The sequence below is a fragment of the Pseudomonas sp. RC10-4-2 genome (assembly GCF_050433085.1).
GTDB lineage: Bacteria > Pseudomonadota > Gammaproteobacteria > Pseudomonadales > Pseudomonadaceae > Pseudomonas > Pseudomonas aeruginosa.
This window is the reverse complement of record NZ_JBNPXX010000002.1, coordinates 795165-807370: the sequence shown is the minus strand read 5'-3', so window position 1 is coordinate 807370 and position 12206 is coordinate 795165. Positions and strand designations below refer to the sequence as shown.

The following is a 12206-nucleotide window of genomic DNA, read 5'->3' as shown; positions in this document are numbered from 1 at the left end:
TGGGTTCCCCACAAGAAAAAAGACCGGCAGCCATAGGGCTGCCGGTCCTCGTATCGATTCGCCTAGGCGAAGCGCTTACGGGCGGCCTTTGGTGTTGCAGACGTTGGTGTTGCCGATGGCCAGGTTTTCGCTGGTGCCGGTGTAGAAGGCGCTCACGATGGCGCTCTTCCAGGCCGGAGTCAGCGGGATGAAGCCATGGGCGGCAACTGCGGCGTTGGTGGTAGTGCCACCGTAGTGCTTGTTGATGAAGGCGCGGACGTCGGTGGAAACGCTGGCGTCCTTGTAGCACTGGCCGAAGACGAAGTTGGTGTAACCGACGATGGAGTAGCCGGCGCTCGGATTGGTGAACACCGGAACCCACTTGCTGGGGTCCGCACGGTCGGCGGCGTTGGCCGGCGGAGCCACGCTGCCCAGGGCAGTGGAAACGTTAGCCTGGGTCGGCAGGTTGCCGTTCACACGGGAAACCTCGGCGTTGCTGTTGATGTTCACCGCATCCGGGCTGACATAGCCGAGGGAGCCGTTGGTTGCCTTGACGGTCGACACCACGGTGGAAGTGGCGGCGACGCCAACCCAGTTGCTCGGCAACGTACCGCCGGCCGGCAGACGGGCGTTGGTAAAGGTCGAGTTGGTGGCGAAGCGAGTCGGGCAGATCGAGTTCAGGTGGCGGGTGAACAGTTCGGTGGTGCCGCTGCTACCGGTGCGGTAGACGATGCGGATCGGCGTGCTGTCGGTAGTGCCCAGCAGTTGACCCCAGGTGGTCTTGGCGCCGGAGAAGGCGTCGCAGAGTTGGGCGCTGGTCAGGTTGAGCGTGGTGTTGCCGTCCTTGCGATAGGGCACGGTGACCGAGGTGGCTACCGACGGGATCTGGATCAGCGGACCGTAGGTGCCGTTGTAGTTGCTGTTGTAGGTGGTCAGTTCGCTACCGCTCAGGACCGAGTCGCTACCGGCATAGTGAACGGTACCGGTGGTGCCGAACAGCGAGGAGTTGTTGGTCAGGAAAGCGTTCTTGCCGGTGCCGCTGCCGGTCACGGCATAGCTGAAGTTGGCCGGCAGGATGCTGTCGGCGGAGCCTTTGTACAGCTCGGCCGGCAGGGAAGCGCCACCGCCGGTGACGGCCATGGCTTGGGCGGATACGAGGGCGGCCACGCTCAGCGAGGCAGCGATCAGAGAGCGCTTGAACATGAAGAATCTCCTTTCATCGTGGTGTTGGTACGTTGAGGAAGTCGTCTTGCATGAGGCGGCGCCGTGCTTGCCGGGCTTTGCATCCCTAGCCGGTCGAAGGGGCCGCTGGGGATAAAACTCGCAAGTTCCGGTGACAGATCGGGGAAAAAATCTCGGGAGCATCGAATTGTTTTCGCAGCCTTTCCTCGGGTGTTCGCAGGCTCTGCGCCGGGCCTTTTCGCGGGACCTGCGAGGTTCCGCGAGCGCCTCCCGGCGGCCGGCCCGCGACGGCCATGGCGCGCCCTCGGGGCAACCTCGCTGAAACATGCACCCGAGCCCTGGCGAGGGGCCACACGGGTTGATGACAGCGAGAGGAAGGCCGGCTTGCACAAGCCCCTCCCGTAGGGCGGATTACGCCAGCGGCGTTATCCGCCGATACCTCTCTTCGGAAGACTGCTGAGACGCCCCATCCCCACGGCGGATAGCCGCGAGCGGTTAACCGCCCCGCACGGGAAGGGCTTGTTCAGGCACGGACTACTGGACCAGCTGGTTCATCTCGATGATCGGCATCAGCACCGCCATCACGATGGTCAGCACCACCCCGCCCATGACCACGATCATCAGCGGCTCGAGCAACGCGGTCATGCCCATGGCGCGGCGCTCGATGTCGCGCGACAGGGTCTGCGCCGCGCGGTCGAGCATCGGCGGCAGCGCACCGGTCTTCTCGCCGCTGGCGATCAGGTGGGTGAGGATCGGCGGGAACACCTGCCGCGTGCGCAGCGCCGAGGCCAGCGAGACACCTTCGCGAACCTGCGCGGTGGCCTCCTCCACCGCCTGCGCGAGGCAGTCGTTGGCCAGCGTCTGGCGCGCCGCATCGAGCGCGCGCAGCAGCGGTACGCCGGCGCTGCCGAGGATCGCCAGGGTGGAGGCGAAGCGCGCGGTATTCACCCCGAGCACGAAGCGACCGAGCAGAGGCAGGCGCAGCACTCGCCGGTGCCAGCCGAGCCGCGCCTGCGGGTCGCGCAGGTACAAGCGCCAGCCCCAGTAAGCGCTACCGATGGCGCCGGCGCAGAGCCAGCCCCAGGCGCGCACGAAGTCGCTGGCCTGGAGCATCGCCCGGGTCAGCGCCGGCAGGTCCTGGCGCGCCTGGGAGAAGGCGCTGACCACCTGCGGCACCACGTAGCCGAGGAGGAAAATGACGATGCCGATGGAGACCACGCCGACCACCGCCGGGTAGATGAACGCGGTGAGGATCTTGCCGCGCAGGGCGTTGCGTTCCTCGATGTAGTCGGCCAGGCGCTCCATCACCTGGGCCAGGTCGCCGGACTCCTCGCCCGCAGCCACCAGCGCCCGGTAGATTTCCGGGAAGTCCCGCGGCCGTGCGGCAAGGGCGTCGGCCAGGCGCATGCCGCCGCGCACGTCGCTGCGCACGGCGCTCAGGGTCTGGGCGATGTGCTTGCGCTCGGCCTGGTCGAGGGTGGCGCTCAGCGCCGCCTCCAGCGGCAGGCTGGCGGCCAGCAGGCTGGCCAGCTGGCGGGTGGCCCAGGCCAGGTCGCCGTCGGACAGGCGCGGGGCGAACAGCGCGCCCGCCCCTTGCCCGGTCCCGCCGCCAGCCTGCTCGCGGACCTCCAGCGGGGTCAGGCCGCGGGCGCGCAGTTGGCCGAGGGCGCCACGCTGGCTGTCCGCCTCCAGGGTGCCGGTCTCGATCCGGCCCTGGGCGTCGGCGGCTTCGTAACGGAAGGTCTGCATCAGGCGTCCCGGGTCACGCGGAGGATTTCCTCCAGGGTGGTGGAGCCGCTGGCGATCCAGCGCTCGCCGTCCTCGCGCATGCTGCGCATGCCGGCCGCGCGGGCGGCTTCGCGGAGATCCTGCTCGGCGCGGCCCTGGTGGACCAGGCGGCGGATCTCGTCGTCGATCACGAACAGTTCGTGGATGCCGGTGCGCCCGCTGTAGCCGGTCTGGTTGCAAGCCGGGCAGCCGACCGCGCGCCAGCCGCCGTCCTCTTCGACCCGGCAATGCGTGCACAGGCGCCGCACCAGGCGCTGGGCGAGTACGCCAAGCATCGACGAGGCGAGCAGGAACGGCTCGACCCCCATGTCCACCAGCCGCGTCACTGCCGACACCGCGTCGTTGGTGTGCAGCGTGGCCAGCACCAGGTGCCCGGTGAGCGAAGCCTGCACGGCGATCTGCGCGGTCTCCAGGTCGCGGATCTCGCCGATCATGATGATGTCCGGGTCCTGCCGGAGGATCGCCCGCAGGGCTACGGCGAAGGTCATGTCGATGCGCGCGTTGACCTGGATCTGGCTGATCCCCGGCAGGTCGTACTCCACCGGGTCCTCGACGGTGAGGATGTTGCTGGTGCTGGCGTCGAGCCGCGCCAGGGCGGCGTAGAGGGTGGTGGTCTTGCCGCTGCCGGTGGGCCCGGTGACCAGCACGATGCCGTGCGGCTGGCGGATCAGGTTGTCCAGCGGCGCCAGCACGCCGGGAGCCATGCCCAGGGTCTCCAGCCTCAGGCGTCCGGCCTGCTTGTCGAGCAGGCGCATCACCACCCGTTCGCCGTGGCCGGTGGGCACGGTGGAGACGCGAATGTCGATCGGCCGCCCGGCTACCCGCAAGGCGATGCGGCCGTCCTGGGGCAGGCGTTTCTCGGCGATATCCAGCTGCGCCATGATCTTGATCCGCGACACCAGCGCCGCGTGCAGCGCCTTGCGCGGCGCGACCACGTCGCGCAGGGCGCCGTCGACGCGATAGCGCACCACCGAATGGGTCTCGAAGGGCTCGATGTGGATGTCGCTGGCCTCATCGCGCGCGGCCTGGGTCAGCAGCGCGTTGATCATGCGGATCACTGGCGCGCCATCCTGGGTGTCGAGCAGGTCGGTAACCTCGGGGATATCGTCCATCAGGCGGTCGAGGTCGACCTCGCTCTCCGCCGCGCCGACCACCGCCGCGGCGCTGCCGGTATCGGAGTAGGCGCTGGCCAGCAGGGTGTCGAGCTCGTCGTCGCGGACGCTCTCCAGGCTGGCCGGCGCATGCCGCTGGCGCACCTCGCTGATCGCCCAGCCGGGAGTCCGCGGGCTGACCAGCAGGGTCGCGCCATGCTCGCCCGGCCGCAGCAAGGCGCGCTGCGCCTTGGCCCAGGCGTAGGGCAGCAGGCTCATAGCGGCGCCGCCTCGCCCAACGGTACCGCGCGCAGCGGCCGCGGGCTCGGGCGCAAGTCGTAGGCGGCCTGCGGGATGCCCTGCTGCGCCGGCGGCAGCACCGGAGCCTGCATGTCGCCGACGCTCCAGTCGTGGCGCGGCTGCACGCGCTGCTGGGCGCGGCGGATGAAGTCGTAGCGGTTGAGGGTGATGCTGCGGCCGGCGGCGGCGTCGCGGACGATGTAGGGACGCAGGAAGACCATCAGGTTGGTCTTGGTCCGCGAGCGCTTCTGGTAGCGGAACAGCGAGCCGACGCCGGGGAGGCTGGAGAGTCCGGGAACGCCGTCGGTGTTGTCCTGCACGTTGTCCTGCAACAGGCCGCCGAGGACCATGATCTGGCCGTCGTCGAGGAGGATGCTGGTATCGATCGCGCGCTTGTTGGTGACCACCCCGGCGGCGGTGCTGGCGCGCTCGTCGACGCTGCTGACCTCCTGGTAGACGTCGAGCTTGACCGTTCCTCCCTCGGAGATCTGCGGACGGATGTTCAGCTTCAGGCCGACGTCCTCGCGCTGGATGGTCTGGAACGGGTTGTTGCTGGTACCGCCGCCGTCGGTGACGTACTGGCCGCTGACGAAGGGTATGGTCTGGCCGACCATGATGCTCGCCGACTCGTTGTCCAGGGTCAGCAGGTTCGGGGTCGACAGGACGTTGGTGCCGCCGCGGCTCTTCAGCGCCCGGGCGAGCACCTTGAGGTCGAGGATCTTGCCGATCCCGGGGATGTCCACGGTGCCATCCACCAGGCCGATGTTGAGCCCCTTGGGCAACACGTCGATGGTGTTCTTGCCGGCCGTGTTCAGCGCCGACTGGCCGAAGTTGACCCCGCCGAACACGCCGTTGCCGCCGAGGTTGCCGGCCTGCCACTGGATGCCGAACTCGCTGGAGTCGTCTTCGCTGACCTCGACGATCAGGCTTTCGATCACCACCTGGGCGCGGCGCTGGTCGAGCAGGTCGATGACTTCGCGGAGGTTGCGGTACAACGGCTCGGGTGCGGAAATCAGCAGGGTGTTGGTGGTGGCGTCGGCCTGTACGGTGACCCCGCCGGCGGAGAACGCCGAGTTCTCCTCGCCCATCGCACCGGGTCCGGCGCCGCCCTGGCCGCTGCCCATCGCACCATAGGCGCCGCCGCTGCGGTTGCTGCCGCCCAACCCGCTGGAACCGCTGCCCGTGGTATTGCCGCTGCTCCCCAGGCCCTGGCTACCAGTACCGCTATTGCCGCCACCGAGCATGCCGCCGCCGCTCAGGCGCGCGCGCTGCTGGTCGCCCTCGTTGCCCTCGCCGCCGCTGTCGCCGGTGATCAGCCCGCGCAGGGCCTGGGCCAGGCGGGTCGCCTGGGCGTTGCGCAAGTAGACCACATGGAGGTTGCCGGGATTGCTTTGCACGCTGTCCAGCTTGCCGATCAGGTCGCGCGCCAATTGCGTGCGCTCGGGGCTCGGCGAGCGGATCACGATGCTGTTGGAGCGTGGGTCGGCGAGCACCACGGTCTTCTGGCCCTGCTCGGCGCCGCCGCTGCCCTGGCTGTCGAGCAGTTCGGAGACGGTGCTGGCGATGTCCACCGCGATGCCGTTCTGGATCGGCACCACGTCGGTGTTGCTGGCGCTGGGGATGTCGATGCTGGCGATGATCCCGGCGACCCGGTCGAGGTTTTCCGCGTAGTCGGTGACCACCACGGTGTTGTTCCCCGGATAGGCATTGATCGGGTTGTTCTGCGCGACGATCGGGCGCAGTACCGGGATCAGGTTCACCGCGTTCTCGTAGCGCAGGCGGAAGGTCCGCGTGACCATGCCGTTGGCCGCCGGCCGGTCGGCGCCGTAGACCGGCCCGCCGAGCAGCTTGGCGTCGGCCTCCGGCACCACCTGGCTGACCCCGTCGACGTCGACCACGCTGAAGCCCTGCATGCGCAGGGCGCTGGTGAGCATGCGGTAGGCGGTGCGCGCCGGCACCTGGCCTTCGGAAACCAGGGTCAGCTTGCCCTTCACCCGCGGGTCGACCAGGAACTGCCGGCCGGTGGCGCGCGACAGCGCGCGCACCACCGCTTCCACCTCGGTATCGACGAAATTCAGGCTGACCGGCTGCTCGCCGAGTTCGGCCGCTGCCGCTGAGACCGGAGCCACGGCACCGGAGCGCGCTACGCCGCGCCCGGCACTCAGCGCGCGGCGGGCCTGCTCGGCCTGGGGCCGCTCGCGGACGTCGGCGCTGCGCAACGGCGCACCGGAGCGGACACTGCTCAGCGGCCGACCGACTTCCTCGTCGGCCGGGGGCACGCCGGGGACCTTCGGCGTCTCGCTACACGCCGCGACCAGTAGCGCGCCCAGCGCCACGCCCAGTACAGGCCAACGACGCCGGGCATGGTGGAAAGCTGATTGCCTCATGGGGAATCCTTGGGAGCGGAAGTCGACTGCAAATGGATCGAGGCGGACACCAGCCCGCCGGACGGCTCGTTCGAAGAGCCGGAGCGCTCCTCGGAAGGAGCGTCGAGACGCGTCACCTGCGCCTCGCTGACGCTCAGGCGCAACGCTGCCGGGCTGCGCGCCAACCAGCGCAGCAAGGCCTCGCCGGACACGCTGGCGAAGTCCAGTTGCCATTGGCCCGGTTGCGGGGCGTCCAGTTGGAAACCGTCGAGTCCCTGATCGCGCAGGCTGCGACGGATCGCCTCGGCGTCCGCCGTACCGCTCAGGGTCGGACCGCGCAACGCCTCGACCTCACGCAACACGCCGTCCACCGCCGCGGCCTGCGCACGCAGGCGCGGCAGCTCGGCTTGCCAATGCTCGATCCGCGCCAGCGGCGGATCGACGAACACTTGCCAGGTCAGCGCCAGGCATAGCGCCAGGCCACCGCCGGCGAGAATCTTGCGCTCGCGCGGCGCCAGTTGCCGCCAGTAGGCCTGCAATCGCAGCAGCAGGGGACTCCAGCGCTGCGCCGGAGTATTCAGCAGGCCCGCCAGGCGCTTATTCATCTTCATCGGCAGCCGCCTCGGCAGTGCCACTGTCTGCCGCGCCAGCGGCCGGCGCTGGCGGCGCTTCCATGGCGCGCACCTGCCAGCCCTTGTCGGAGGCATCGGCCTGCAACCCGTGCTTGCCCAACTCGCCCTGCCAGGCAGCGGCATCGCCGCCTGGCGGTCCCGGCAGCAGCTCCAGGTCCAGTTCGCCGGCGTGGTAGTCCAGTCGTTGCAGGCGCCCGGCGAGGAACGGCATCGCCTCGCCGGCGCCATGCAGCAGCGCGGCCAGTCCCGGTGCGGCATCGCCATCGGCCTTGCCGGCCAGATAGGCGTCGCGTCGCTCGCGAGCCTGGCGCAGCGGATCGAGCACCACCGGCAGTTCCGGGAAGGCCTGCTGCACGCGTTGACTGCTCTGCCGTTGCAAGGACTGGCCCTGCTCGGCCAGTTGCCCGGCGTACAGGTTCAGACCGGCGACCCACACCAGCAAGGCCAGGGCAGCGCAGAACAGGGGCATCTTCCAGGTGCCGTTGCCGGCGCTCGTCGCCGGCGCTTTCAGCGCCAATCCCCACGGACTGGCGGGCCCGCTCCAGCGCAGCGCTTCGTCCAGCGCCTCGGCCCGCTCCAGGGCTGCGGAGCGCCACGCCGGACGCTCGCCCAGCCAGAACAGCCGCAACTCCTGCGGGACCTCAGCGAGGCCCTGCTCCGGCAAGGGATGGACCACAGCGTCGCTCAGCGAGCGGCGCAACAGCAGATGGCCGTCCCACTCGCCGGCCACCCAAGCGTCATCGCGCAACGGCAGGAGGAACGGCGCGGCCTGCACCTCCCGCACGTCGAGCCGCAGCCGCTGTACGGCCTGCTCCAGCGAGGCCAGCGCCGACGCCTCCAGCCACCCCAAGGTCAGGCGCCCGTCGGCGCCGCGCGGGCCGTGGGCCAGGCGTAGCTGCGCCGGATCGCCGAGGACCAGCGCCTCGGCCGCGCAGTTCACCGCGGCGGCAAGCTTCGCCGCAGGCAGCGCCGGCAGTTCGAGACTGACCAGGCGGCAATCGCGCGGATGCAGGAACAGCGCCACCGGCAACCCCTGGCGCCGCCGCGCCAGTTCCGCGAGCGAGACCTCGATTCGTTCCTGCACCGCGCCGCGCGCATCCAGGCGCAAACAATGCAGCGGCGCCGCCTCGGCGAACTCGCTCAGCGGCGGCAGCAGGCAACGCCAGGCGGCCTTCATGAGCCCACCCTCATCCAGTTGACCGCCGTGCTTTCACCGGCCTTGCGCTGTACCAGGGCTTGCAGGCGCACCTCTTGCCGGTCGCGCCGAGCATAGGCGGTGAGCAGGAACCAGTCGCTGGTGATCCCGACCTTCACCGACTGCGCCTGCAATTGCGGCATGTTCAGGCGGTTGACGAAGTCGCCGCGATTGAGGAACCAGCGGCCCCGGTCGCGCTCGCCGAGCACCCGCCGCGCCTGGTCCAGCCCGAGGCCGGGGACACAGGCGGCGAGCACTTCGGCGCGCGCGGTGTTGCCGTTGATCCAGGTGGTTTCGGGCAGGATGGTGACGTAGGGTCGCAGGCGTTCCAGGGTCGCCGGCGGAATGCCCAGCCGCGCCAGGTCGTCGAGACGCCTGAGCGCCGGCATGCGCGCCGGAAGCGCACGCAACACGGCGCCCGGCGAAGTCTCGCGGCCGCTGTCGAAACCTGCGGGTTGCGTCTCGGCCGGCGGCGCTTCGGCGGGCAGCCGTGCATAGGAGGCGAGTACCCGCTCGACGATCAGCCGCGCCTCCTTCGGGTGCACGCCGAGCAGACCGGCGAGGCGTTCGAAGTTCGCTCGCTCCTGGAGATCGGGGCGTTGGTCGACCAACAGGTTGCGCAGGTTGAACTTGCCCTGCTCGTCTTCCAGTTGGCCGTTGAACGGCAATTCGGCGCTGCTCAGACGCAAGCCACGCATCGGTTGCGCCCAGCGCTGGTCGAGGCGGGTCAGCGGGTCGCGGCGGCTGTCCTCGAGCAGCAACTGGCGGCTCCATTCCAGGCCGCCGCGCAGCATCCAGCCGGCCTGGATGCGTAGCTGCTCGCTTTCCAGGGCGCGGATGAATGCGCTCTGGCGGGCGATCAGGCCGGCGGCTATGACCGCGACCACGGTGACGATCAGCAGCGCGCTGATGATCGCCATGCCGCGCTGGCGATGACCGTTCATGGCGCGCTCAGAGCTGCCAGGAGCCGATGTCGGCGTTGATGCCCTCGCCGCCCGGCTGCCCGTCGGCGCCGAGGGAGAACACGTCGATCTCACCGTTCACGCCGGGATTCAGGTACTGGTAGGGCTTGCCCCAGGGATCGTTGGGCAGGCGCTCCAGGTACGAGCGCCAGTTGCTCGCCGAGGCATCGGCAGGGCGCTCCGCGAGCACCTTCAAGCCCTGCGCCTGGCTCGGATAGCGGCCCTGGTCGAGGCGGTAGAGCTTGAGCGCCTGCATCAGCCCGGAGATGTCCTGGCGCGCCGCGGTGGCGCGGGCCTGGTCGGGACGGTCGAGCACCTTGGGCACCACCATCGCGGCGAGGATGCCGAGGATCACCACCACCACCATGATCTCGATCAGGGTGAAGCCCCGCTGTCCCCGATGTCCTTTCGGGCTGGAGCTGAACTGCACGACATCCATCTCGACACTCCTCGGCATGGTTCGATTCGCCGCGGATTGTTTCAGGAAGATATGTCAACGATATTGAAAATCCTCGGGTGCGCCGCTCTTCCGGAGGCGCCCGCAAGGCCCTGGAGCCGGGCTTTCCGGCAGGCGCCGGGGATGGCTCGCGGGGGCGCCCTCCCGAGCTTTTGTCAGGGATCGGTCAGATTTCCCGGCTAGCCTGGAAGTCCCCTTTCGCCGACCTTTCCGCGATGTCCACGCGCCTGTCTTCCCGCGGTTTCACCCTGATCGAAGTGCTGGTCGCGCTGGCCATCGTCGCCATCGCCCTGGCCGCGGCGATCCGCGCGGTGGGCCTGATGACCGACGGCAATGGTCTGTTGCGCGACAAGTCGCTGGCCCTGCTGGCAGCGGAGAGCCGGCTCGCCGAGCTACGCCTGGGCGTCGGCGCGGCTCCGGGAAACAGCGATTTCGAATGCTCCCAGGGCCGCCTGCGGTTGTACTGCGAACAACGCGTCGAGGCCACCGACGACCCCGCGCTACTGTGGGTGGAAATCCGTGTGCGCACGCAGCGCGAACAGGCGGTGCCGCTGGCGCGCCTGAACACCCTGCTGAGCCGCTCCCGGTGATCTCAACCGCGCTTGAGGGTAGCCAGCGGCGGCGGTTCGGCGAGCCGCTGCATGGGCACCCGGCGAACCTCGCCGTTCTGCTCGATGAGTACCGCGTCGGCCTCTATCCGCCGCACCTTCGCCGCACGTGCCAGGACCTCGCCCTCGCGATAGGCCTGGGCCGGCGCGCCGTTCACCGAGAGGATGGCGATCGCCGCGGGACCACCGCTGATCAATCCCGCCAGTTGCACCTCGACCTCACTGGAAGGCGTCGCGAACCAGCGTTGAGCGGCGTCCTCGCCGCTGGGCGGCGGAACATCGGCGACCTCGGCCTGGACCACGCCGGGAATCGGCGCCAGCAACAGATAGCCCCAGAACAGCAGGCCGGCGAGGATCGCCAGCACGGCGGCGAACTGGACCAGGCGGGGCGGATCGATACGGGGCATGGCCGGCATGGCGGGCTCTCCTGGCGTATGGGCGACGGGCGCCACGAACGGCGCCCCGGCACCAGCCTAGCGCGGAATTCTCTCCGTTATGTTTCACACGCCGATCATCTTCGTCGGGCACTCTGGATACCTCTCTCTTCGCGGAGCGGCATCCGGTGAGGCGACCCCGGCAAGGCGGTTTCACCCTGATCGAACTGATGGTGGTGCTGGTAATCGTCGGCATCGCCACGGCGGCCATCAGCCTGAGCGCCCGCCCCGACCCGACGGGCCTGCTGCGCCAGGATGCCGCGCGCCTGGCGCGGTTGCTGGAAATAGCCCAGGGCGAAGCGCGGGTACGCGGTACGCCGATCCTCTGGCAGCCCAGCGCCAAGGGCTATCGCTTCAGCCCGCAGGCCTATCGCGGCAAGACCGACGCCTTCGCCGCCGACACCGAATTGCGCGCGCGCGACTGGCAGGCCGCGCCTCTGCGGGTCAGCGTGCGCCCGCCGCGACCGGTGTTGCTGGACGCCGAATGGATCGGCGCGCCGTTGCGGATAACGCTCTCCGACGGCCAACACAGCGTCACCGTGCTGCGCGAGGCGAACGGCCATGTCCGGGTACGCTGAACGCGCGACGACGCGGCGCCGGCAAGCCGGCTTCACCCTGATCGAGGTGATGGTCGCGATCATGCTCATGGCCATCGTCAGCCTGATGGCCTGGCGCGGCCTGGACAGCATCGCCCGGGCCAGCGCGCACCTGGAGGACAGCACCGAGCAGGGCGCCGCGCTACTGCGCGCGCTGAACCAACTGGAGCGCGACATCGCCCTGCACAGCGCCATCCGGGAGGAGACCGGCCTGCCCAGCGGCGACGAGCCGATCCGGGCCGGCGACAGCCTGCCGCCCGGACTCGCACTGAAGCGCCTGAGCGAGATCCCATTGCGCCTGGACATCGTCCGCGCCAGTACCGAGCCAGGCGCGCCGCTGCAGCGCGTGCGCTGGTGGCGACAGGGCAAGGTCCTCTACCGCGCCGCCTCGCCCAGCGGCGACCGCCTGCCGTTGCCGCCGCTGGCGGAGCGGGTGGCTGTGCTGGACGACGTGAGTCGGTTCGAGATCCGTGCCTGGGTGCCGGGAAAGGGCTGGACGCGCCTGCCGGCACGCAGCAAAGTCCGCGCCAGCGGACTGGAGATCAGCCTGGCACGGGTCACCCGCAACGGCGTGGAGCGCTATCGACGGGTGGTGGCCCTGCAATGAAGCGGTGGC

12 protein-coding genes are annotated in these 12206 nt (G+C 69.6%); 3 read left to right on the top strand and 9 right to left on the bottom strand.

Features of this window, described 5'->3' with window-relative positions:
• Window positions 1-75: 75 nt before the first annotated feature.
• The 8 genes from lapA to gspG all read right to left on the bottom strand — a co-directional run bounded on the left by lapA (window position 76) and on the right by gspG (window position 9934).
• Complete coding sequence (gene lapA, locus FHW81_RS11640) at window positions 76-1182, bottom strand: alkaline phosphatase LapA (protein ID WP_003112123.1); 1107 nt, start codon at window positions 1180-1182, stop codon at window positions 76-78.
• 513 nt (window positions 1183-1695) lie between these two features.
• The gene (gene gspF / locus FHW81_RS11635; RefSeq protein ID WP_003112721.1) at window positions 1696-2910 is read right to left on the bottom strand and encodes a type II secretion system inner membrane protein GspF; all 1215 of its coding nucleotides are present in this window, start codon (window positions 2908-2910) and stop codon (window positions 1696-1698) included.
• A complete protein-coding gene (gene gspE / locus FHW81_RS11630) occupies window positions 2910-4319 on the bottom strand; it encodes a type II secretion system ATPase GspE (protein ID WP_003112722.1) in 1410 nt (469 codons plus the stop codon). Before gspE ends, gspF begins: the two co-directional genes overlap by 1 nt.
• Window positions 4316-6727 (bottom strand): type II secretion system secretin GspD, encoded by a 2412-nt coding sequence (gene gspD, locus FHW81_RS11625; protein WP_060774279.1) that lies wholly within the window; start codon window positions 6725-6727, stop codon window positions 4316-4318. Before gspD ends, gspE begins: the two co-directional genes overlap by 4 nt.
• A complete protein-coding gene (locus tag FHW81_RS11620; RefSeq protein ID WP_003123065.1) occupies window positions 6724-7317 on the bottom strand; it encodes a type II secretion system protein M in 594 nt (197 codons plus the stop codon). Before FHW81_RS11620 ends, gspD begins: the two co-directional genes overlap by 4 nt.
• Window positions 7304-8515: a type II secretion system protein GspL gene (gspL, locus tag FHW81_RS11615; protein WP_016253830.1), complete on the bottom strand. Its 1212-nt coding sequence runs from the start codon at window positions 8513-8515 to the stop codon at window positions 7304-7306. Before gspL ends, FHW81_RS11620 begins: the two co-directional genes overlap by 14 nt.
• Window positions 8512-9477, bottom strand: a complete 966-nt coding sequence (gspK, locus tag FHW81_RS11610; protein WP_034071439.1) for a type II secretion system minor pseudopilin GspK — start codon at window positions 9475-9477, stop codon at window positions 8512-8514. Before gspK ends, gspL begins: the two co-directional genes overlap by 4 nt.
• Window positions 9478-9484: 7 nt before the next feature.
• Complete coding sequence (gene gspG / locus FHW81_RS11605; RefSeq protein ID WP_003085349.1) at window positions 9485-9934, bottom strand: type II secretion system major pseudopilin GspG; 450 nt, start codon at window positions 9932-9934, stop codon at window positions 9485-9487.
• Between the two features lie 233 nt (window positions 9935-10167).
• Here gspG and gspI point away from each other — a divergent pair, with 233 nt between their 5' ends.
• Window positions 10168-10542: a type II secretion system minor pseudopilin GspI gene (gene gspI / locus FHW81_RS11600; protein WP_003085347.1), complete on the top strand. Its 375-nt coding sequence runs from the start codon at window positions 10168-10170 to the stop codon at window positions 10540-10542.
• Window positions 10543-10544: 2 nt separating this feature from the next.
• Here the strand turns inward: gspI and FHW81_RS11595 are convergent, their stop codons facing one another.
• Window positions 10545-10976, bottom strand: a complete 432-nt coding sequence (locus tag FHW81_RS11595; RefSeq protein ID WP_004352971.1) for a type II secretion system protein N — start codon at window positions 10974-10976, stop codon at window positions 10545-10547.
• A gap of 146 nt (window positions 10977-11122) precedes the next feature.
• On the opposite strand from FHW81_RS11595, the gene gspH reads away from it, so the two are divergent.
• Both gspH and FHW81_RS11585 read left to right on the top strand, forming a co-directional pair.
• Complete coding sequence (gene gspH / locus FHW81_RS11590) at window positions 11123-11572, top strand: type II secretion system minor pseudopilin GspH (RefSeq protein WP_003106853.1); 450 nt, start codon at window positions 11123-11125, stop codon at window positions 11570-11572.
• Window positions 11556-12197, top strand: a complete 642-nt coding sequence (locus FHW81_RS11585) for a PulJ/GspJ family protein (RefSeq protein ID WP_003120814.1) — start codon at window positions 11556-11558, stop codon at window positions 12195-12197. Before gspH ends, FHW81_RS11585 begins: the two co-directional genes overlap by 17 nt.
• Window positions 12198-12206 lie beyond the last annotated feature (9 nt).